We start from the raw sequence: 22,263 nt of genomic DNA, 5'->3' as shown, positions 1-22,263 counted from the left end.
AATCGCGGCATGGAAGGCTGGGCAGCCTTCCCACCACGTCTACCGGGCGGGCGTCCGGCCCATGCGATGGTGACGTCTGCCTAAAAGAAAAAGCGGGGGTCTCCCCCGCCTTTCATGTCCGTTATATGCCGCCAGTACATCCGTGGCGGAGATAACGGTTGAGCCAGAAGACCTCATGTCTTCCACTTCGGTACGCATTCACACACCTCTGCTCTGGTCGCAGAGATAGCTTAACCATATTACAGGCAAATGACGCGTTTTCTTCTTTCGCGCAGAACCGCATATTTCCGCTTTAGGCTTTTCTTGCAGCCAGAAATGTTTAAGACCTTTGAGAAAAGACGCACACCCCGTGCGAACCGGATAGGGCCAATGACGAAATTTGACGTACTGACTGTCGGCAATGCCATCGTCGACATCATTTCCCGCTGCGATGACCGCTTTCTCAACGACAATGCCATTACCAAAGGGGCGATGAACCTCATAGACGCAGAACGGGCAGAGCTGCTTTATTCGCTGATGGGGCCGGCTCTCGAAGCCTCCGGCGGCAGCGCTGGCAATACGGCGGCGGGTGTGGCGAATTTCGGCGGCAAGGCTGCCTATTTCGGCAAGGTGGCGGAAGACCAGCTCGGCGAAATCTTCCAGCACGACATCCGCGCTCAGGGCGTTTATTTCGAAACCAAGCCGCAAGGTACCTTCCCGCCAACGGCCCGTTCGATGATCTTCGTGACTGAAGATGGCGAGCGTTCGATGAACACCTATCTCGGCGCCTGCGTCGATCTGAGCCCTGAGGATGTGGAAGATGACGTGGTGGCGCAGACCAAGGTCACCTATTTCGAGGGTTATCTGTGGGATCCGCCGCGCGCCAAGGATGCGATCCGCGAATGCGCCCGCATTGCTCATGAAAACGGCCGCGAAGTTTCCATGACGCTTTCCGACAGTTTCTGCGTCGGCCGTTACCGTGAGGAGTTTCTCGATCTGATGCGCTCCGGCACAGTGGATATCGTTTTCGCCAACAAGCAGGAAGCGCTTTCCCTTTATGAAACCGACGACTTCGAGCTTGCGCTGACCAGGATCGCCGCCGACTGCAAGATCGCGGCGGTGACGATGAGCGAAGAAGGCGCGGTTATCCTGCGCGGCACGGAACGCGTGAAGGTGGATGCCTATCCGGTGCATGACGTGGTCGACACGACGGGTGCGGGCGATCTTTTCGCCGCCGGCTTCCTGTTCGGTTATACGCAGGACCGGTCGCTCGAAGATTGCGGCAAGCTTGGCTGCCTTGCGGCTGCCGCTGTCATTCAGCAGGTCGGGCCTCGTCCCATGTCATCGCTGAAGGCGCTTGGCGAGAAGCACGGCCTTATTTAAAGGCTTCACCCGGGTAAGCACCCCAGATTTCGCCCTGCGAAACCCAGCCCGAGGCCTGACCGGCCTCGGCGCGACACCAGTCCCCATTGCATTCGCCGATCCTGAAGACCACGCCCGGCTCAAGCCGCGCCACGACGGCTGCGCCGGACTGCGCCTCGCGACGCATGTTGACATAGACTTCCTTGCCCTTGCCGCGCATCCATGGGGCAGCGACGGCCGTGCGCTCACCGGAGAGAAGGGCCTGGTTGACCCAGCCTTCCGTCCCATCGGCATCACGGATGCGCCGCCAGTTTTCATATTCCTGGATGATCTCGACCGGCATCCCGGATTTCAGATACATCCATGACACGGCGTAATCCGTGCTCGGACCGATGCGCATGTTCACGCGTTTGGATTTCAGGCTGACGAAACGCGGCAGCGGCAGGCCGCTGGCGCCTTTCGCGGCGCCCTGCGCCATGGCGTCGGTTGCCGCACCGAGGAGGCCCAAAGACAATGCAATGCAAACAATAGAAACCACACTGCGCATGCCCATTTCCGTTTCCCGCCTTCTGCAAACCGGATGATATTTAAGGAGGCTCGTTTCCACATGCCTCAAGCTTCAGCGAGTTTTGTTTGTCTTCGCCGGTGGGTCTGGTAGAAACGCCCTGATTGAAAGAAATTATCGCTCTTTCTGGTTAATGACTTCTGAACAAGGCAGCGGCAAACGATGACCCCCAAGAAGAGACCGACAGTCTATATCATCCGCAAATTGCCTGATGTCGTCGAAACCCGAATGCGCGAACTTTTCGACGCAGAACTCAATATCGATGACACCCCGCGCAGCGAGGAAGAACTGGTCGCCGCCATGCAGCGGGTGGACGTGCTGGTGCCAACGGTCACCGATCGCATTACCGCCCCGATGATCGAGCAGGCTGGACCGCAGCTGAAGCTGATCGCGAGTTTCTCCAACGGCATCGACCATGTGGATGTGGACGCCGCGGCCCGCAAGGGCATCACCGTGACGAACACGCCCAACGTACTGACCGAGGACAGCGCCGATATCACCATGGCGCTGGTGCTGGCCGTACCGCGCCGCATGATCGAGGGCACACGCGTCCTTGCCAATGGCGCGGATGAGTGGCTCGGCTGGTCACCAACCTGGATGCTGGGACGGCGCATTTCCGGCAAGCGTATCGGTATTGTCGGGATGGGCCGCATCGGCACCGCGGTGGCACGGCGCGCCAAGGCTTTCGGGCTTTCCATTCACTATCACAACCGCAAACGCGTCAATCCGGCGACGGAGGCGGAGCTCGAAGCGACCTATTGGGACAGTCTCGACCAGATGCTCGCGCGGGTGGACATCGTTTCGGTCAACTGCCCCTCGACGCCCGCGACCTATCACCTTATTTCCGCCCGGCGGCTCGCGCTGATGCAGCCGACGAGCTACATCGTCAATACCGCGCGGGGCGACATCATCGATGAGGCAGCGATGATCCAGTGCCTGCGCGAGGGCAAGATCGCCGGCGCTGGACTGGATGTCTACGAGAACGAGCCTGCGGTGAACCCCAAGCTCATCAAGCTTGCCAAGGAAGGCAAGGTGGTGCTGCTTCCACATATGGGTTCAGCGACAATCGAAGGCCGCATCGAGATGGGTGACAAGGTCATCATCAATATCCGCACGCTGTTCGATGGTCACCGCCCGCCGAACCGGGTGTTGCCCGGGCGAAACTGAAACAGAGGCCCGAAGATCGGACCTCCCGGTTCTTGTCAATCGCGCCGGAGGGAAGTCGCTTCAGCCGAGGATTTTGGTCATCTCGATCGAGGTCGTGCGATCATATCCCGCATGGGCATTTTCTGCCGTCTTGACGAAACCCCAAGCCCCGAACTTTGCATGATTGGCGACAAGCTCAATCCGGGTTTCCAGCCGTAGCGCCGGCAGCGCCAGTTCACGGGCCAGGGCCTCGGCTTGCGCCAGCAACATTTTACCGATGCCCTTTCCCTGCGCTTTCGGGGAAACGCACAATTTGCCGACGTAAAGACAGGATGGCGGCTCCGGCCTGCAGAAAAGGCAGCCCAGCAGGTCATTCCCGTCCAAAACTACGAAAGCAATCTCCGCCCTTGCCTTTTCGGCAAGATTTTCAGGCGTCAGGCGATGGGCTGAAGATGGTGGGTCGATGACGCCATCCATGTAAGCGAAGGACGTCATGATAAGCGCCAGCAATTCATGCCAGCGGTCGAAGTCGTCGCCAATTCTTTTGATTTCCATCATGTTTTCTTTGTCCCTTGACGCCGCTTGTATCGCACTGTTTCGAAACGCGCCGACAGGGCGTCATAGAGGAGCAGACGGCCAATCAGCGGTTCGCCGGCACCGGTGATCAGCTTGATCGCCTCCATGGCCATCAGCGTGCCGATAACGCCGGTCAGCGCGCCGACAATCCCTGTTTCCGCACAATTCGGGATGAGCCCCTGCGGCGGCGGCTCGGGAAACAGGTCACGATAGCCGGGCAGCAACGTGCCTTCGGCATTTGTTTCATAGGGCTTCAGCACCGTCACAGAACCATCAAAACGGCCAACGGCGCCCGTCACCAGCGGCCTTTTTGCCGTTTCCGCCGCGTCCGCTGCGGAATATCGAGTGTCGAAATTGTCCGATCCGTCAATCAGGAGATCGAAAGATTGCAAATGATCATGCGCCCAGACCTGCGAAAAGCGGTCTTCATACACGATTGTACGCACATGAGGATTGAGGCGAGCAATGGCCTTTCGGGCACTTTCCGTCTTCTGCTCGCCAATCGTCCCGCTATCGTGGATCACCTGGCGCTGAAGGTTGGAGAGAGACACGACGTCATCGTCGATCATGCCGAGTGTGCCGACGCCGGCGGCGGCGAGATAATGAAGCACGGGCGCACCGAGACCACCCGCCCCTATGACCAGCACGCGCGCGGCCTTCAGCCGTTGCTGGCCTGCACCGCCGATTTCCGGCAGCAGGATATGGCGTTTGTAGCGTTCTATTTCTTCCGGGCTCAGCGGGTCCATGTCGCACTCCCTCTCTTTGCCTTCATGCGGTGATGCTCCCGTGGGATACATTGAAGAATTGTGCCCGCTCGCCAAGGGCGGAGAACATGGCCGCATCCGTTCCAGTCATGAAACTCTGTCCCCCCAGCGCGTGGATGAGATCGAACAGGGCCGCCCGCCTGCCCTCGTCCAGATGAGCGGCAATCTCGTCCAGCAGCAGAACCGGTGCATAACCCGTCATGTTGGCGGTCAGCTGCGCATGCGCGAGCACCAGACCCACCAGCAGCGCCTTCTGCTCCCCCGTCGAACAGCGTTCGGCTTCCATGTCCTTTTCCGCATGCCGCACGAAGAGATCGACACGGTGCGGCCCATCAAGCGTGCGCCCGGCGGCGGCGTCCCGGTAGCGACCTTCACGCAGCATCAAGCCATATTCGTCTTCCAGATCGACGGCGGGACGGTTGAGGCCATCATCCATAAAGCCGGAAAGCGACAGCGTCGCAGAGGGGAAGGCCGCATCGCCCGTCCGCCCTTCGATCAAACTCCGGAGCAGGCCGAGCATCTCATAACGGGCAACCGCCATGGAGATGCCGAGTTCAGCCATCTGCTTTTCGATACCATCCAGCCAGACCGGATCAAAACGGCCCTCGGAAAGCAGTCTGTTACGCCCACGCATAGCTTTGTCAAAATCGCTGGCGCGTCGACCATGGGCGGGATCAAGCGAAAGCACAAGTCGGTCAAGGAAACGCCGGCGGTCAGACGATGAGCCTGTAAAAAGGCCGTCCATGGCGGGGGTGAGCCACAGGACACGCAGATGGTCGGTCAATTCATCGACGGATTTGACAGGCGTCCCGTTCAGCCGCAGCCGGCGCGACACCACCTCGCCATCGCCTTCAATCCCCGTGCCGATCGCGACCTCGCCATCCATGCCGTCGACATCTGCGAAAATCGAAAAGCCGGTGGCTTGCGCACCCACGCGCGTGACGTCGGACAGGACCGCGCGGCGAAGTCCGCGTCCGGGCGACAGAAACGACACCGCCTCCAGAAGGTTGGTCTTGCCGGACCCATTGTCGCCGGTCAGCACCACATGGCGGTCATCCAGGGAAAGCGACGCCACCGCGTAGTTGCGGAAGTCCGTGAGTTTCAGTCGGGAAAGCGAGACCTTGTTCGTCATGGTTACGGCCTAAAACGAAGCTGCCCCGATGGCAAGGCGGCTCTTGTCCATGTTTATTGCCTAGCGCCGAAACCATGCGAATTATTCAGTAGTGGCAACTTTTTTAGCGGGCGGCTATTTATAGCCGGTTCGTTATCACCGGTAACTCTTCCATGCGTCTCCTCCTGCCTCTTTTTATCATGCTCGGTCTTCTTTCCTCCTGCGCCGGACGGCCGGGAGCGGACGTGCTGCAAGCGGTCGACACCAGGGCGAAGGATGCCAAAATCGTGACCGCCTATGTGGCAAGCACGCGCGAAAAAAGCGAGGAGGCCAAAAAGGGCTTCAGTGCGCTCAGAGCGGCCGAACCGAATTATGCCCGCTTCGACATTTCGATACCGCCCACCCACAAGAGTGGAAAAATTGAGTGGTCGACCGGCAAACCCGACGCGAAGAAGGATTTTGTCGTCACGCAGGCGCAGATGTTGAGCAAGGCTCGTTTTAACGATGACCTCGGAGATATCACCCGCTCCGGCAAGCAGATCGCGCTTTTTGTGCATGGCTATAATTACAGCTATCAGGAAGCGCTTTTCCGGGCAGCGCAGATGGCAGCCGATGCCAATCTGGATGGCGTGCCGCTGGTATTTTCCTGGCCCTCGCAGGCGAATGTCGCCGGCTACGTTGCCGACAAGGAATCGGCGACCTACTCCCGTGACGCACTCGCCAATCTGCTGACAGACCTCACACGCCGTTCTCCACGCAAGAACATTGTCGTTTTCGGCCATAGCATGGGCGGCTGGCTGGTCATGGAAGCGCTACGCCAATTGCGTTTCGAGGGGCGAAGCGACGTTATTGCCAAGCTGCAGGTGGTTCTTGCCGCGCCCGACATCGATGCCGATGTCTTCCGCAAACAGATCGAGGTGGTTGGCCGGCTCAACCCGCCGCTCACCGTTCTGGTTTCCAAGGACGACCGCGCCCTGAAAGCCTCCTCCATACTGGGCGCAGACGTCACGCGGATCGGCGCACTTGACGTCACGGATCCGAAGGTGCAGGACGCCGCCCTCAAGGAGGGCGTTCAGTTCGTGGATATTTCCAAGCTGAAGGCGTCGGACCCGCTCAACCACGACCGCTATGCTGCTTTGGCGTCACTCGTGCCGCAGCTGGAGGCAAGCCGCAACGGCAATGGACAAAACGGCATCGGCCGTGCGGGCGCATTCGTGTTCGATGCTATCGGCGCGACCGTATCGAGCCCCTTCCGGCTTGCCAGCCAGGTGGTGAACCCGCAGTAAAAATACTGCGGGTTGCCCAAAGGGTTCAAAAGTCCCAGTCTTCGTCCTCGGTCGCGACCGCCTTGCCGATGACGTAGGACGAGCCGGAGCCGGAGAAGAAGTCGTGGTTCTCATCTGCATTGGGCGAGAGCGCTGAAAGGATCGCCGGATTGACCCGGCAAGCCTCGGCGGGAAACAGTGCCTCGTAACCCAGATTCATCAGGGCCTTATTGGCGTTGTAGTGCAGGAACTGCTTGACGTCCTCGGTCAGGCCGACGCCGTCATAGAGGTCCTCGGTATATTTTGCCTCGTTATCGTAAAGCTCAAGAAGCAGGTCGAAGGCGAAATCCTTGATCTCCTGCCTTTCGTTTTCATTAAGGCGGTCTATCGCCCTTTGGAACTTGTAGCCGATATAATAGCCGTGCACGGCCTCGTCGCGGATGATCAGGCGGATCAGGTCCGCCGTGTTGGTAAGCTTGGCGCGGCTTGACCAGAACATCGGCAGGTAGAAGCCGGAATAGAACAGGAAGCTTTCCAGAAACACGCTGGCGATCTTTTTCTTCAGCGGATCGCCGCTGTCATATTCCCGCATGATCAGTGCGGATTTGCGCTGCAGGAACTCGTTTTCCTCCGACCAGCGATAGGCATCGTCGACGTCAGGTGTCAGGCAGAGCGTCGAGAAGATCGATGAATAGGACCGGGCGTGCACCGCTTCCATGAATGAAATGTTGGAGAGAACCGCTTCCTCATGCGGTGTTGCCGAATCTGCCATCAGGCGCACCGCGCCGACGCCGTTCTGGATTGTGTCCAGCAATGTCAGGCCGGTGAAGACACGGATCGTCAGTTTCTGCTCCTCGGGCCTCAATGTTCCCCAGGAGGGGATGTCGTTGGAAAGCGGCACCTTTTCCGGCAGCCAGAAATTCGAGGTCAGGCGGTTCCAGACTTCCAGGTCCTTGTCGTCCTCGATGCGGTTCCAGTTGACCGCGCGGATGCGGGACACAGGTTTTACGGCGATGTTCATTGTCTTGTCCCTCAAATCAGAGCGTGCAGGAAACGCAGCCCTGAACCTGCGTGCCTTCCAGCGCCATCTGGCGCAAACGGATGTAGTAGATGGTCTTGATGCCCTTCTTCCAGGCATAAATCTGTGCCCGGTTGATGTCGCGGGTCGTGGCCGTATCACGGAAGAACAGCGTCAGAGACAGGCCCTGATCGACATGCTGGGTAGCCGCCGCATAGGTGTCGATGATCTTTTCAGGGCCAATCTCATAGGCATCCTGGTAATATTCGAGATTGTCGTTCGAGAGATAAGAAGCCGGGTAATAAACTCGGCCGATCTTGCCCTCTTTACGGATTTCAATCTTCGAAACGATCGGATGAATGGAGGATGTGGAGTGGTTGATATAGGAGATCGAGCCTGTCGGCGGCACGGCCTGAAGGTTCTGGTTATAGAGGCCTGATGCCATGACCTCCTGCTTCAAGACCTTCCAGTCTTCCTGGGTCGGAATGGCGATACCGGCCTTTTCGAACAAGTCGCGGACCTTCTCCATCGCGGGCAACCATTCCCGGTCGGTATATTTGTCGAAATATTCGCCCGAGGCATATTTGGAGTTTTCAAAGCCCTTGAAGCTCTGGCCTCTTTCCACCGCCAGCCGGTTGCTGGCGCGGATAGCGTGATACGTCACGGTGTAGAAATAGATATTGGTGAAATCTATGCCTTCCTCCGAGCCATAAAAGATGCGCTCGCGCGCCAGATAACCGTGCAGGTTCATCTGACCGAGCCCGATGGCATGGCTTTCGTCATTTCCCTTTTCAACAGAGGGAACGGAGGAGATGTGGCTCATGTCCGACACCGCCGTCAGTGCCCTGATGGAGGTTTCAATGGTCTTGCCGAAATCGGCCGAATCCATTGCCGCGGCGATATTCAATGAACCGAGATTGCAGGAAATATCCTTGCCCATGTGACTATAGGAGAGATCGGCGTTGAACGCGCTCGCTTCGCTGACCTGCAGGATTTCCGAGCAGAGATTGCTCATGCTGATGCGACCGGCAATCGGATTGGCGCGGTTCACCGTATCCTCAAACATGATGTAGGGATAACCGCTCTCGAACTGGATTTCGGCGATCACCTGGAAGAATTCGCGCGCCTTGATCTTCTTCTTGCGGATGCGGCTGTCGGCGACCATCTCGTGGTATTTTTCCGTCACCGAGATTTCGGTGAAGGGCACGCCATAGACCCGCTCCACATCATAGGGAGAGAACAGATACATATCCTCGTTGTTGCGGGCGAGCTCAAAGGTGATGTCGGGGATGACGACGCCGAGCGACAGGGTCTTGATGCGGATTTTTTCGTCGGCGTTTTCACGCTTGGTATCGAGGAAACGCATGATGTCGGGGTGGTGGGCATGCAGATAGACAGCACCCGCACCCTGGCGGGCGCCGAGCTGGTTGGCATAGGAAAACGAATCTTCCAGTAGCTTCATCACGGGTATGACACCGGAGGACTGGTTTTCGATCTGTTTGATCGGCGCGCCAGCCTCGCGAATATTGGTCAGTGAAAGGGCAACGCCGCCACCGCGCTTGGAGAGCTGCAGCGCCGAATTGATGGAGCGGCCGATGCTTTCCATATTGTCTTCCACGCGCAGCAGGAAACAGGAGACCAGCTCGCCGCGGCTCTTCTTGCCCGCGTTCAGGAACGTCGGTGTCGCCGGCTGGAAGCGGCCGGAAATGATCTCGTCGACCAGATTGCGTGCCAGCTGCTCATCACCGCGCGCAAGGGAAAGCGCCACCATGCAGACGCGATCCTCGTAACGCTCCAGATAACGTTTTCCGTCGAAGGTCTTCAGCGTGTAGGAGGTGTAATATTTGAACGCACCGAGGAAGGTCGGAAAGCGAAACTTCCGGGCATAGGCCTCGTCATAGAGGTCACGAACGAAATTGAAGGAGTACTGGTCCAGCACCTCCTGTTCGTAGTAGCCCTCCGCTACCAGATAATCGAGCTTTTCCCTGAGGTTATGGAAAAACACCGTGTTCTGGTTGACGTGCTGGAGGAAATATTGACGGGCAGCAAGACGATCCTTGTCGAGCTGGATTTTTCCGTTCTCGTCATAAAGGTTCAACATCGCGTTCAGCGCGTGGTAGTCCAGGCCTGCATCGAGCGGCGTCTGGCTTGCGGCTGTTGGCTGTTTGGTGTCCTTGCGCAGCGCGTTAGCGGTCAGCGTGTCCAAAATCGTTCCAATCCATGTTTGACGTTGGCGACATCCTCCTCAGTGCCGAGAAGCTCGAAGCGATAGAGAAACGGCACCGCGCATTTGCGCGAGACGATGTCTCCGGCGGATGCGAAAGCTGCGCCAAAATTGGTGTTTCCCGCCGCGATGACGCCGCGAATGAGATTGCGGTTGGAGGGTTCGTTTAAAAACCGGATGACCGGCTTCGGCACCGCACCCTTGGTGCCGCCGCCGCCATAGGTGGGCGTGACGAGCACATAGGGTTCCGACACCTGAGGCACGTCATCCTCAGCGCCGAGCGGCAGGCGAAGCAACCGCCGCCCCAGTTTCAGAAGGAAACGATGGGTGTTTTCGGAACGACTGGAATAATAGACGATCAGACCCATCGCCCGCCGCCTCAGCCGATCGAGCCGATCATGTCCGGCCGGAACCCCGCCCAATGGCGTTCACCGGCAACCACCACCGGAACCTGCATGTAACCGAGACCACGGACATGATCGAGAGCGTCAGCATCTTCGGAAATATCGACGATCTCATAGGGAACGCCTATGCGGTCGAGCGCGCGATAGGTGGCGGTGCACTGGACGCAGGCGGGTTTGCTATAAACGGTGATGGTCATAATTTCCCTTTCGAAGCGATTTTGGACGCGGCAAAGCGTTGCCGATTGCAATCGCAATCGGGCGGCGGTGGTTTTGTCATTCAGGTGGGGCGTGCTCTCTCGGAGTTTTCTCGGGAAATCCGACTGGTTCTCCTGGAACTGCTGAAAGCCGCAGAAAATCACTCCCTACGCAGATGAGCGTAGCAACTCAAAAATATGCACTGGCATGACTTCACCCCGAAGCTTGTTCTGGAGGGGGCAGAAAAGGGCGCACGCAAATCATCTGCGTCTACACCTTCCTCCGGACACCCCGCCCGTGGACGTTTGCGCTCAAGGCAGGTCTCCTGACTTGCGGGTCACAACATCTATTCCGGCCTTCCCGGAGCGCTCAGCTCCAGTGACTCAAATCGGAACGATGCTCGCCGCTTACAGTTGCGGGGGCAGTTTCGGCCTTGCTTCACCACGATGGCGTCACGCACCGAATTCCCGTCTTAGCTCCCAATCCTTGCGAATCGGAAGAACCTCGAACACCACATATAGTATATGAGGAAATTTTCTCGTCAATAAATAGACACACAAAAGCCCCGCCCTGTGGATCAAAAAGATTCAACACATGGTCAACAATGACTTAACGGCGGGCCGGACACACCGCGCGGGAGATGAAGATCTTAATCTATTCCCAGATATCGATGTGGATATCGGCGGGACGGGCGTTTTCGATCACCCTTTTCCCGTTGGGAAGATCGTTTGCGAAAAGCTTGGCGTGGATCTGAGCTGCATCGAGACCATAACCCAGCCATCTGTTTCGCAGCCTCTCTTCCAGCACCGCGACGGACGGACCCACGAAGATAGTGAGATCAAAGCTTCCGGAAAGGTTTGTCCAGGGCGCTTCGTTCAGCAGCAGATAATTGCCCTCGGCGAGGATGAAGCGTGTTTCCGGAGCAATCGCACGGGCAGACGCAATGGCGATTTCACGGGAGCGATCAAACACCGGGACAAGTACCTCCTGCCCGCCCTTGCGGACGGCGGAGACGATATCGAGGAAGCCACGAACATCGAATGTTTCCGGCGCACCCTTCCTTGGCAGCAGTCCTCGCTCTTCGAGGATGCCATTGTCCATATGGAAGCCGTCCATGGGCAGAATGGCGGCCGTTTCGCCTCGTGCGCGCAAGGCGTCGCAAAGAGCATCCGCCAACGTGGATTTGCCGGCCCCAGGGGGACCGGCAATCGCGACGATGAAACGGGAGTGGCCTTCTGCCCGCTGAAGAACCTCTTCGACGATCGTCTCAAGCTTCAGCGTCATGCGGCGAGCGTTTCCCTCGGTGCTTCCTTGGCACCGGTCATGAAGGCGACGGCATCCGACATGGAATAGTCCTTCGGGTTGATGACGCACAGGCGCTTGCCAAGCCGATGGATATGGATGCGGTCGGCAACCTCGAAAACATGCGGCATGTTATGCGAAATCAGAACGATCGGCAGGCCGCGGGAACGCACGTCGAGAATAAGTTCCAGGACACGGCGGCTTTCCTTGACCCCAAGCGCGGCAGTCGGTTCGTCGAGGATCACGACCTTGGAACCGAAGGCGGCTGCACGTGCCACCGCGACGCCCTGGCGCTGACCGCCCGAGAGGGTTTCCACCGCCTGATTGATGTTCTGGATCGTCATCAGGCCGAGTTCCGACAGTTTTTCGCGGGCGAATTTTTCCATGGCCGGACGATCCAGCGCGCGGAAGAGGCTGCCCTGTATGCCGGGCTTACGGATTTCCCGGCCAAGAAACATATTGTCGGCTATGGAAAGTGCAGGAGACAAGGCCAGGTTTTGATAGACGGTCTCAATACCCGCCTTGCGCGCCTCAATCGGCGAACGGAACTGCACAGGCTGGCCCTCCAGCCGGATTTCCCCCTCATCGGGCGTAACCGCGCCTGAAATCGCCTTGATGAGAGAGGATTTTCCGGCGCCGTTGTCGCCGATCACGGCCAGGATTTCGCCCGGATAGAGATCGAAATCGGCGTGATCCAGGGCCGTCACACGGCCATAGCGCTTAACGAGATTGCGTGCTGTGAGAATGGGTTCTTTTGTCATCAGCCTGCTACCTTTCTGATCCACTGGTCGATTGCGACAGCCAAGATGATGAGGACGCCGATCAACAGATAGGTCCATTGCGGGTCTGTCCCGATAAGCCTGAGGCCGAGCGAAAAGACGCCGACGATCAGGGCGCCGAAGATCATGCCCATGATGGAGCCGCGTCCACCGAACAGTGATAAACCGCCGATAACCACCGCCGTGATGGATTCGATATTGGCGAATTGGCCAGCAGTCGGCGAAACCGACCCGATGCGGCCGATGAGAGCCCAACCGGCAAAGGCGCAGATGAGGCCTGACAGGGTGTAAACAGTGGTCAGCATACGTTTGACGTTGACACCGGCGAGCTCTGCGGCATCCGGATCGTCACCCACGGCATAAAGATGGCGGCCCCAGGCGGTGCGGTTCAGGACATACCAGAGCAGAGCAACAAGCAGAACCATGGCGATGACGCCGTAGGTGAAGACCGCATTGCCTATACGAAGATTGGCGCCGAAAAATTGCAGGATCGGTGCCTGCTGGGCAATGTCCTGAGCCCGGATCGTCTCATTTGCGGAATAGAGGAAGTTGGTCGCGAGCACGATCTGCCACATGCCAAGCGTGACGATAAAAGGCGGCAGGCGCATGCGCGAAACCAGAACGCCGTTTATGAAGCCGCAAAATGCGCCAACGGCGAGACCACAGAGAATGGAGAGCTCCGCTGGCAGACCGTAACGGAAAGTGAACTGCCCCATGACGACCGAGGACAGAACCATGATCGCGCCGACCGAAAGGTCGATGCCCGCCGTCAGGATGACCAGCGACTGTGCCGCGCCGACGATGCCGACGATCGCGACCTGCTGCAGGATGAGGGTCAGCGAAAAGGCCGAGAAAAACTTGCCGCCGAGGAGCAGGCCGAAAATAATCAGCGACAGCACCAGAACGATAAGCGGCACGGCTGCCGGGCTGGAATGGAGAAAGTGCTGGAATTTTTCCAGCGCGCTCTTGTCGTGCGTATCGAAAGCGGCGACCTGCGTCGAACTTCCGGAGAGCACTTTTTCAAATTCATTATGCGGCTGAGCCCGCACCGGCTGATCGCTCATGGATTTTCCTCCCGATCGCTCCATCGCATCCGCCCTGACACCGAGGTCTATCTCCAAAGAGAGTGATGCGTAGATTTCAAAGTGTTGAAGCGGCCTTTGTCATCCCCGAAGGGCGCGCAACGCGCTCGTTTGTTCCTTTGTCCGATCCCCCGGATCGTGCCTGATATTCATTCTGGCCCAAGGGCGGGGGCACGAATGCCCCCGCGGGTTTCAACGGTGAGGCATCAGCCCCAGCATTTGTTGAGACCTTCCTTCGTATCGATCGAGTCGAGGCCCTTGACCGGCTTGTCGGTTACCAGCGTCACGCCGGTGTCGACAAAGTTCTTGCCTGCTGTCGGCTTCGGCTTTTCACCCGTGTCCGCAAACTTCTTGACCGCTTCGACGCCAAGCGCCGCCATCAACAGCGGATATTGCTGCGAGGTCGCGCCGATAACGCCCTCCGCGACGTTCTTGACACCCGGGCAACCGCCATCGACGGAAACGATCAGCACGTCCTTTTCACGGCCGACGGCCTTCAGCGCCTCATAAGCGCCGGCAGCCGCAGGTTCGTTGATGGTGTGGACGACATTGATGGTCGGGTCCTTCTGCAGCAGATTCTCCATCGCCGCACGGCCGCCTTCCTCGTTACCATTGGTGACATCGTGGCCCACGATACGCGGGTCGTTCTCGTCACCGATCTTGTTGATGTCCTTCACATCAATGCCAAAGCCCTTCATGAAGCCCTGGTTGCGCAAAACATCCACAGTCGGCTGGGAAGGAGTGAGGTTGAGGAAGGCGATTTTTGCGTCCTTGGCCTTGTCGCCCAGCGTGCCGGCGGCCCACTTACCGATCAGCTCGCCAGCCAGAAGATTGTCGGTGGCAAAGGTGGAATCAGCGGCATCGACAGGCTCCAGAGGCGTGTCGAGGGCAATGACCAGAAGCCCCGCATCACGTGCCTTCTGCACGGCCGGAACGATGCCTTTGGTATCCGATGCTGTGATCAGAATACCTTTGGCGCCATCGGCGATGCAGGTCTCGATCGCTGCGACCTGGCTTTCGGAATCGCCGTCGATCTTGCCTGCGTAGGATTTCAGCGTCACACCAAGCTCCTTGGCCTTGGCAGTCGCGCCTTCCTTCATCTTGACGAAGAATGGATTGGTGTCGGTCTTGGTGATGAGGCAAACAGATGTGTCGGCGGCGGAAGCGGCGGAAGCGAAAGAAACGCCAAGCGCAAGCGCGCCCAGAAGAGCGGAAACAGTGGTCTTCATGAGATCCTCCCAATGGATATTTGAGCACCTATTCGGCTACCCGACGATCTCGTCTCCTCCGAGAACAATGATCGTTAGCTCCGATGGAACCACCAAAGGAAACGGCTGTCAATAAATAAATCCGATTGAATTATTAATTCTGTGTGGCATTCTGAGGCCCGGCATGGAGGAATATCGCCAATGACGTTTACGTTGCGATAGCAAGATTGCCATAAAGCCAGCTGTATCGGCCGCGGCAGATATGGAAGGCGGGAGGATGACATTATGAGACAATCTGTCGAGACGGCGCAGCAAGCGCCGCCCACTACCATGGATATGAGCGGTGGCGCCAACCAGATCGGTGTGCGCGCTTATAACGAGCGGCTTGTGCTCTCCCTCGTTCGCCGCCATGGCGGGTTGTCAAAAGCCGAAATTGCCAGACTTTGTGGTCTCTCCGCGCAGACCGTTTCGGTTATCATGCGCTCACTCGAAAAGGACGGGCTTCTCATTCGCGGCGAAAGGCTGCGCGGCAGGGTCGGCCAACCATCGACCCCAATGCGCCTCAATCCCGACGCCGTGTTCTCCTTCGGTGTCAAGATCGGCCGGCGCAGCGTCGATCTGGTGTTGATGGATTTTGTCGGCCACATCAGGCTCAAGCTCCGCAGGACCTACCCCTATCCGCTGCCGGAATGGATATTGCCCTTCGTGATTGAGGGTATGGCGGAACTGGAATCGAAGCTTTCCCCCGCAGAACGGCAGAAAATAGCCGGTGTGGGTATCGCCGCCCCGTTCGAACTCTGGAACTGGGCGCAGGAGGTCGGGGCGCCGCAGATTGAGATGGAACGGTGGCGGGATGTCGATATTCGGGCGGGCATCGCCGAAAACGTCAGCTACCCGGTGTTCCTGCAGAATGACGCAACCAGCGCCTGCGGTGCTGAACTGGTATTTGGCGCGGGCCAAAACTATACCGATTTTCTCTACGTCTTTATCGGCTCCTTCATAGGCGGCGGCGTTGTCCTGAATTCAGCGCTGTTTTCCGGAAAAACCGGTACCGCAGGCGCAATCGGCCCACTGCCCGTCCAGGGGGAGGATGGTAATACCGTTCAGCTCCTCAAAATCGCATCCATCTTCGTTCTTGAGAACATGCTGCGCGAAAGGGGCATCGATCCGCGCCCCCTCTGGTTCTCGCCCGACGAATGGATCGATTTTGGCGAGCCGCTGGAAAGCTGGATCGGAAAAACTGCGGCAGCCCTAGCCCAGGCTGTCATCGCCGCAGCATCCATCATCGATTTTTCCAGCGTCATCATTGATGGCGGCTTTCCGGACTGGGTCAGGACAAGGATCGTTGCCGCCACCCGGGAGGCGCTCAAACGCCACGATCTTCAGGGCGTTACGCTGCCGGAGATCGTCGAAGGCGCCGTCGGCAGCCAGGCGCGTGCAATCGGTGGCGCCAGCCTGCCCTTGTTTTCCCGTTACCTCATCGATCAGAACGTTCTGTTTAAAGACACGACCGGTTGACCCGGCTCATGTGACTTTTTCTGACGGGATTTCCTCTGGGTGTCGGCCGGTCAGTCGCTGGCGGCATGCTGCATGATCGCCTCAAGAAAGGCCGGACCGTAACGTTCCAGTTTGGTATCCCCCACGCCTGGAATTTGCGCCATATCCTTCACGGAGACAGGTTTTGCGGCGGCAAGCTCGATGAGCGTCTTATCGTGAAAAATCACATAAGGCGGAACGTTCTGTGCGCGGGCGATTTCCATGCGTTTTGCGCGCAGAACCTCGAAGAGGCCGCGGTCAGTGTCTGGCAGGGCGGCCGATGCGGCGTTTCGCGGCGCCTGCTGCCGGGCTGCACGGGGTGCAGATGGTATTCTCAGCATCAGCGGCGGTTTTTCACGCAGGAACTGCCTCCCGTCGGCGGAAATGGACAATCCGCCATGTCCGGACAAATCGACATCAATCAGTCGCAACGCGACCAGCTGGCGAAGAATGGCGCGCCAGGTGCGATTGTCGTGCTCCTTACCGATGCCATAAGTGGTTATGCGATCATGCCCGAATCGGGAAATCCTTTCGTCTTCGAGGCCCAGCAGGACGCGGATGACATAGGCCTGTCCGAATCTTTCTCCGGTGCGGTAAATACAGGAAAGCAGTTTTTGTGCGGCTATGGCACCGTCGAACAGATCCGGCGGCTCTGCGCATGTATCGCAATTGCCGCATGGCTCGCATCTGTCGCCGAAATAGGAAAGCAATATCTGCCTGCGGCAGCTTGCCGTCTCCGCAAGACCGAGCAGCGCGTCTAGCTTCTGCCGCTCCATATGTTTGCGCTGATCCGCGGCGTCCGATTCCTCGATGAAACGATTACGCAACGCAATGTCTTCATAACCGTAGAGCATGAGCACGTCGGACGGGAGACCATCACGGCCTGCACGGCCGGTCTCCTGATAATAGGCTTCGATGCTGCCGGGCAGATCGATATGGACGACAAAACGTACGTCCGGTTTGTCGATGCCCATGCCGAAGGCAACCGTCGCGACGATGATGACGGCTTCACCATGCTGGAAACGGGTCTGGTTCTCCTCCCGCGCGGCTTTGTCCATGCCGGCATGATAAGGCAGTGCGTCACGTCCTTCTTCGCGCAGCCAGGCGGCCGTTTCCTCGACCTTGCGTTTCGACAGGCAGTAAACGATGCCGCTTTGGTCTTCCCGGTCTTTCAGAAAACGTCTGAGCTGAGCGCGGGGATTATCCTTTTCCATGATCGCGTAGCGGATATTGGGACGATCGAAACCCGCGATGAAGGCATCGTCCTCTTTGATATCCAGATGGCCGAGGATCTCGGCGCGGGTAGGCTCGTCTGCTGTTGCCGTCAGCGCCATGCGCGGCGTATTCGGAAAATGCTCGATAAGCAGATCGAGTTGGCGATAGGGCGGACGGAAGTCGTGCCCCCATTGCGAAAGGCAGTGAGCCTCGTCGACAGCGATCAGCGACAGATCAATGGATTGAAGTGCCTCGAGAACCTCCGGTTTGAGAAGGGTTTCCGGCGCAGCATAGAGAATATCGACATTTCCGGAGCGCATGGCCTGCCAGAGCGCACGCCGCTCTTCTGGCGAAAGGTCGGAGTTGAGTGCCTCGGCCCGCACGCCGGCCTGCCGAAGCGCCGCCACCTGATCGACCATCAACGCGATCAGCGGCGAGACGATCAGCCCCATGCCTTTGCGGGCGAGCGCCGGAATCTGGTAACACAGTGACTTTCCGCCACCCGTCGGCATCAGCACGAAGGCGTTGTTTCCAGCCATGACATGCCGAATGATTTCCGCCTGTCGCCCACGGAAGCTGTCATAGCCGTAAACGGTCTTGAGGATTTGCAACGGATCGTCGTTCACGGCTTCTTCTTCTGTGTCTCGAGGATGGCGCATCATCGCCAGTTTCGGTTCCATGGCAATCCCGAATGTGGAATTGGCCGCTAAGACAGAAGCTGTCTCAGGCGTTGGCGTACAGAAACCGCTTGAGGGACGCCAACATCACAAGCCATCCGGTCGGGACCTCCTCGGAGGGACGCCTGCCACGAGCGGCTTCCTGTATGGCTTCAGATTGCACGGCTCCGGGCCAGGGTGCATCCGGGACTTTGTGAAGCCGGGTTGTTTTCGGAGTGTTCGACTGTGTTTGGGCGCATCCACTTGCCGCGGGTGCTCGGGGCCGGATTTGTGCTAGTGTTATGCTATGCCCAAAACGCGAGAAAGCCCTCTTTTGGGAGAGGGCTTTCGTGTTTGCTTTCATCGTAATTTTGGTTGCGGGGGCAGGATTTGAACCTGCGGCCTTCAGGTTATGAGCCTGACGAGCTACCGGGCTGCTCCACCCCGCGTCCAGCGCATTCGGCAAGGCCGAATGTCGCGGTTACGTCGTTGCTTTAGCGACGACGGATCTTTGCCGGAGTAAATTGCGGAGCAATTTATCTCCTGTAAGGGACGCACTTGGCGTTTTCCTTAAGTTTTGTCTTAAACTGCAAAAGGCCGCTTTTGGCGGCCCTTTTTTTTCGGCTGGGCCGAGGGATGTGATGAGAAGATTTTGATGCGTTTTGCAGACCTGGCAGCGACCTACTCTCCCGCGTCTTGAGACGAAGTACCATTGGCGCTGGGGCGTTTCACGGCCGTGTTCGGAATGGGAACGGGTGCAGCCGCCCCGCGATAACCACCAGGTCGGCAAAACGCAACATTGTTCATGTTTTCACATGAACGTTGTTTTCGAGAAGCTGGAGAGCTCAAGGCTCTATTTAATTTACACGTCGTTTCTGTGACTTATCCGTATGTTGCCTTGCTCGAGGTCGAGCGTGGCGCCCATACAGGACGCTAGTCCGTCGCCAATCGTTTGGCGCGCCGTCTGCAGCGTAGTGGCCGAAGGCCACGTCAGCGTGAAGACAGAACAGATCATCAAGCTTCGCTTGATGAGCATGAACAATGGGAACGAAGAAGTCGATCGAGCTATTAGTAACGGTAAGCTTCACACATTGCTGTGCTTCCACACCCGTCCTATCAACGTGGTCGTCTTCCACGGCTCTGATAGGGAACACTCGTTTTCAGGTTGGTTTCCCGCTTAGATGCCTTCAGCGGTTATCCATTCCGTATATAGCTACTCTGCTATGCCCTTGGCAGGACAACAGATCCACCAGAGATACGTCCATCCCGGTCCTCTCGTACTAGGGACAGATCCTGTCAATATTCCTACACCCACGGCAGATAGGGACCGAACTGTCTCACGACGTTCTGAACCCAACTCACGTACCGCTTTAAATGGCGAACAGCCATACCCTTGGGACCTGCTCCAGCCCCAGGATGCGATGAGTCGACATCGAGGTGCCAAACAACCCCGTCGATATGGACTCTTGGGGGTCATCAGCCTGTTATCCCCGGCGTACCTTTTATCCGTTGAGCGATGGCCCTTCCACACGGGACCACCGGATCACTATGACCGACTTTCGTCTCTGCTCGACTTGTCAGTCTCGCAGTCAGGCTAGCTTATGCCATTGCACTCGACGACCGATTTCCGACCGGTCTGAGCTAACCATCGCGCGCCTCCGTTACTCTTTCGGAGGCGACCGCCCCAGTCAAACTACCCACCATACACTGTCCCGGATCCGGATAACGGACCGCGGTTAGACATCCACGAAGATAAGGGTGGTATTTCAAGGATGGCTCCACAGAAACTGGCGTCCCTGCTTCAAAGCCTACCACCTATCCTACACATGCCTTGGCGAATGCCAGTGTAAAGCTATAGTAAAGGTGCACGGGGTCTTTCCGTCTGACCGCAGGAACCCCGCATCTTCACGGGGAATTCAATTTCACTGAGTCTATGTTGGAGACAGCGGGGAAGTCGTTACGCCATTCGTGCAGGTCGGAACTTACCCGACAAGGAATTTCGCTACCTTAGGACCGTTATAGTTACGGCCGCCGTTTACTGGGGCTTCAGTTCAGAGCTTGCACCCCTCCCTTTAACCTTCCAGCACCGGGCAGGCGTCAGACCCTATACGTCGTATTGCTACTTCGCAGAGCCCTGTGTTTTTGATAAACAGTCGCTACCCCCTGGTCTGTGCCACCCCATCATACTTGCGTACAAAAGGGTCACGCTTCTTCCGAAGTTACGCGTGCAATTTGCCGAGTTCCTTCAACATAGTTCTCTCAAGCGCCTTGGTATACTCTACCTGACCACCTGTGTCGGTTTCGGGTACGGTCTATACGGTGGAGCTATTTCCTGGAACCTCTTCGCCGCCCAACCAATCCAATAAGGTTGAACAACACACGAGATCCGTCACTACCACCAGGCCCACGAATATTAACGTGGTTCCCATCGACTACGCGTGTCCGCCTCGTCTTAGGGGCCGGCTAACCCTGCTCAGATTAACTTTAAGCAGGAACCCTTGGTCTTTCGGCGAGGGAGTCTCTCACTCCCTTTATCGTTACTCATGTCAACATTCGCACTTCCGATATCTCCAGCAGCCCTCACGGGTCCGCCTTCACAGACTTACGGAACGCTCCGCTACCACTTGCATTGCTGCAAATCCTCAGCTTCGGTGCATGGCTTTAGCCCCGTTACATTTTCGGCGCAAAGACCCTTATTTAGACCAGTGAGCTGTTACGCTTTCTTTAAATGATGGCTGCTTCTAAGCCAACATCCTGGTTGTTTTGGGATCCTCACATCCTTTCCCACTTAGCCATGACTTGGGGACCTTAGCTGGAGGTCAGGGTTGTTGCCCTTTTCACGACGGACGTTAGCACCCGCCGTGTGTCTGCCGACTAGTACTCCTCGGTATTCGGAGTTTGGTTAGGATCAGTAAGACGGTGAGTCCCCATAGCCCATCCAGTGCTCTACCCCCGAGGGTATTCGGTCGACGCTCTACCTAAATAGATTTCGCGGAGAACCAGCTATTTCCGAGTTTGATTGGCCTTTCACCCCTAGCCACAAGTCATCCCGAACTATTGCAACAGTTATGGGTTCGGCCCTCCAGTTGGTGTTACCCAACCTTCAGCCTGCTCATGGCTAGATCACTCGGTTTCGGGTCTAATGCAACTAACTCAATCGCCCTATTCAGACTCGCTTTCGCTGCGCCTACACCTACCGGCTTAAGCTTGCTAGTTACACTAAGTCGTTGACCCATTATACAAAAGGTACGCCGTCACCCTTGCGGGCTCCGACTGTTTGTAGGCATCCGGTTTCAGGTTCTATTTCACTCCCCTCGTCGGGGTGCTTTTCACCTTTCCCTCACGGTACTTGTTCGCTATCGGTCATGCACGAGTACTTAGGCTTGGAGAGTGGTCTCCCCATGTTCAGACAGGATTTCACGTGTCCCGCCCTACTCAAGGACAATGACTGTTCTACGCGTAAGGGGCTATCACCCTCTATGGCCGACTTTTCCAAATCGTTCCGCTTTATTCATCATTGCCACTGGCCTGGTCCGCGTTCGCTCGCCACTACTTGCGGAGTCTCGGTTGATGTCCTTTCCTGCAGGTACTTAGATGTTTCAGTTCCCTGCGTTCGCTTCTTACCCCTATGTATTCGAAAGTAAGATACCTTATCACAATGCTTGGAAACCCAGGCCGTTCGTTAAAACAGACTGGATTTTCCAAGCATTTAAGGTGGGTTGCCCCATTCGGAGATCCATGGATCAAAGCTTATTCGCAGCTCCCCACGGCTTTTCGCAGCGTATCACGTCCTTCTTCGCCTGTGCATGCCAAGGCATCCACCAAATGCCCTTAATTCACTTCTTCGTTCTCATTGTCTATGCTCATCCATAGCCG

Annotated in this window: 17 protein-coding genes, 1 tRNA gene, 2 rRNA genes and 1 riboswitch; of the genes, 4 read left to right on the top strand and 16 right to left on the bottom strand. The window is 57.4% G+C overall.

Annotated features, from left to right (window positions below):
• The first annotated feature begins 369 nt into the window (after positions 1–369).
• The gene (locus tag AGR2A_RS01805; RefSeq protein WP_072493773.1) at positions 370–1,362 is read left to right on the top strand and encodes an adenosine kinase; all 993 of its coding nucleotides are present in this window, start codon (positions 370–372) and stop codon (positions 1,360–1,362) included.
• On the opposite strand, the gene AGR2A_RS01800 is transcribed toward AGR2A_RS01805, so the two are convergent.
• On the bottom strand, positions 1,355–1,888 hold the full coding sequence (locus AGR2A_RS01800) for an SH3 domain-containing protein (RefSeq protein WP_034496360.1): 534 nt from the start codon (positions 1,886–1,888) through the stop codon (positions 1,355–1,357). The genes AGR2A_RS01805 and AGR2A_RS01800 overlap by 8 nt on opposite strands.
• A gap of 180 nt (positions 1,889–2,068) precedes the next feature.
• Between AGR2A_RS01800 and AGR2A_RS01795 the strand changes: the two genes are divergently transcribed.
• The gene (locus AGR2A_RS01795) at positions 2,069–3,073 is read left to right on the top strand and encodes a 2-hydroxyacid dehydrogenase (protein ID WP_072493772.1); all 1,005 of its coding nucleotides are present in this window, start codon (positions 2,069–2,071) and stop codon (positions 3,071–3,073) included.
• Between the two features lie 60 nt (positions 3,074–3,133).
• Here the strand turns inward: AGR2A_RS01795 and AGR2A_RS01790 are convergent, their stop codons facing one another.
• The 3 genes from AGR2A_RS01790 to recF are packed head-to-tail and all read right to left on the bottom strand — an operon-like array spanning position 3,134 to position 5,524.
• Complete coding sequence (locus AGR2A_RS01790) at positions 3,134–3,610, bottom strand: GNAT family N-acetyltransferase (RefSeq protein WP_004439033.1); 477 nt, start codon at positions 3,608–3,610, stop codon at positions 3,134–3,136.
• On the bottom strand, positions 3,607–4,374 hold the full coding sequence (locus AGR2A_RS01785; protein WP_037089577.1) for a molybdopterin-synthase adenylyltransferase MoeB: 768 nt from the start codon (positions 4,372–4,374) through the stop codon (positions 3,607–3,609). Before AGR2A_RS01785 ends, AGR2A_RS01790 begins: the two co-directional genes overlap by 4 nt.
• Before the next feature lie 22 nt (positions 4,375–4,396).
• The gene (gene recF / locus AGR2A_RS01780) at positions 4,397–5,524 is read right to left on the bottom strand and encodes a DNA replication/repair protein RecF (RefSeq protein ID WP_072493771.1); all 1,128 of its coding nucleotides are present in this window, start codon (positions 5,522–5,524) and stop codon (positions 4,397–4,399) included.
• A 152-nt stretch (positions 5,525–5,676) separates the two neighbouring features.
• Between recF and AGR2A_RS01775 the strand changes: the two genes are divergently transcribed.
• On the top strand, positions 5,677–6,789 hold the full coding sequence (locus tag AGR2A_RS01775; RefSeq protein WP_022555341.1) for an alpha/beta hydrolase: 1,113 nt from the start codon (positions 5,677–5,679) through the stop codon (positions 6,787–6,789).
• Between the two features lie 25 nt (positions 6,790–6,814).
• Here AGR2A_RS01775 and nrdF read toward each other — a convergent pair whose 3' ends face one another.
• From nrdF to AGR2A_RS01735, 8 genes are all read right to left on the bottom strand, one after another.
• The gene (gene nrdF, locus AGR2A_RS01770) at positions 6,815–7,789 is read right to left on the bottom strand and encodes a class 1b ribonucleoside-diphosphate reductase subunit beta (protein ID WP_035211739.1); all 975 of its coding nucleotides are present in this window, start codon (positions 7,787–7,789) and stop codon (positions 6,815–6,817) included.
• A 16-nt stretch (positions 7,790–7,805) separates the two neighbouring features.
• Complete coding sequence (nrdE, locus tag AGR2A_RS01765) at positions 7,806–9,992, bottom strand: class 1b ribonucleoside-diphosphate reductase subunit alpha (protein WP_072493770.1); 2,187 nt, start codon at positions 9,990–9,992, stop codon at positions 7,806–7,808.
• Positions 9,980–10,378 (bottom strand): class Ib ribonucleoside-diphosphate reductase assembly flavoprotein NrdI, encoded by a 399-nt coding sequence (gene nrdI / locus AGR2A_RS01760; RefSeq protein ID WP_004439016.1) that lies wholly within the window; start codon positions 10,376–10,378, stop codon positions 9,980–9,982. The genes nrdE and nrdI overlap by 13 nt, the downstream gene beginning before the upstream one ends.
• Before the next feature lie 11 nt (positions 10,379–10,389).
• Positions 10,390–10,611 carry a glutaredoxin-like protein NrdH gene (gene nrdH / locus AGR2A_RS01755; RefSeq protein WP_004439013.1) on the bottom strand — a complete coding sequence of 74 codons (222 nt, stop codon included), beginning with the start codon at positions 10,609–10,611 and terminating at the stop codon, positions 10,390–10,392.
• A 296-nt stretch (positions 10,612–10,907) separates the two neighbouring features.
• A riboswitch (cobalamin riboswitch) is annotated at positions 10,908–11,131 on the bottom strand.
• Between the two features lie 132 nt (positions 11,132–11,263).
• Positions 11,264–11,893: a nucleoside triphosphate hydrolase gene (locus AGR2A_RS01750; protein ID WP_022555336.1), complete on the bottom strand. Its 630-nt coding sequence runs from the start codon at positions 11,891–11,893 to the stop codon at positions 11,264–11,266.
• Positions 11,890–12,672 carry an ATP-binding cassette domain-containing protein gene (locus AGR2A_RS01745; RefSeq protein WP_037089587.1) on the bottom strand — a complete coding sequence of 261 codons (783 nt, stop codon included), beginning with the start codon at positions 12,670–12,672 and terminating at the stop codon, positions 11,890–11,892. The genes AGR2A_RS01750 and AGR2A_RS01745 overlap by 4 nt, the downstream gene beginning before the upstream one ends.
• Positions 12,672–13,754 carry an ABC transporter permease gene (locus tag AGR2A_RS01740; RefSeq protein WP_004439008.1) on the bottom strand — a complete coding sequence of 361 codons (1,083 nt, stop codon included), beginning with the start codon at positions 13,752–13,754 and terminating at the stop codon, positions 12,672–12,674. Before AGR2A_RS01740 ends, AGR2A_RS01745 begins: the two co-directional genes overlap by 1 nt.
• Before the next feature lie 224 nt (positions 13,755–13,978).
• A complete protein-coding gene (locus AGR2A_RS01735; protein WP_004439006.1) occupies positions 13,979–15,001 on the bottom strand; it encodes a sugar ABC transporter substrate-binding protein in 1,023 nt (340 codons plus the stop codon).
• Between the two features lie 264 nt (positions 15,002–15,265).
• Here AGR2A_RS01735 and AGR2A_RS01730 point away from each other — a divergent pair, with 264 nt between their 5' ends.
• Positions 15,266–16,498, top strand: coding sequence for an ROK family transcriptional regulator (locus tag AGR2A_RS01730; protein ID WP_004439004.1), 1,233 nt, complete (start codon positions 15,266–15,268; stop codon positions 16,496–16,498).
• A 50-nt stretch (positions 16,499–16,548) separates the two neighbouring features.
• On the opposite strand, the gene recQ is transcribed toward AGR2A_RS01730, so the two are convergent.
• From recQ to AGR2A_RS01710, 4 genes are all read right to left on the bottom strand, one after another.
• Positions 16,549–18,357, bottom strand: coding sequence for a DNA helicase RecQ (gene recQ, locus AGR2A_RS01725; RefSeq protein ID WP_080822995.1), 1,809 nt, complete (start codon positions 18,355–18,357; stop codon positions 16,549–16,551).
• 402 nt (positions 18,358–18,759) lie between these two features.
• Positions 18,760–18,836: transfer RNA gene (locus AGR2A_RS01720), tRNA-Met, on the bottom strand.
• Between the two features lie 219 nt (positions 18,837–19,055).
• A 5S ribosomal RNA gene (gene rrf / locus AGR2A_RS01715) occupies positions 19,056–19,170 on the bottom strand.
• A 264-nt stretch (positions 19,171–19,434) separates the two neighbouring features.
• Positions 19,435–22,233, bottom strand: a 23S ribosomal RNA gene (locus AGR2A_RS01710).
• Between the last annotated feature and the right edge of the window lie 30 nt (positions 22,234–22,263).

Origin of the sequence: Agrobacterium genomosp. 2 str. CFBP 5494 (assembly GCF_900013495.1) — a bacterium.
In the GTDB taxonomy this organism is placed as follows: Bacteria; Pseudomonadota; Alphaproteobacteria; order Rhizobiales; family Rhizobiaceae; genus Agrobacterium; species Agrobacterium pusense.
This window is presented reverse-complemented; position numbering and strand designations above follow the sequence as displayed.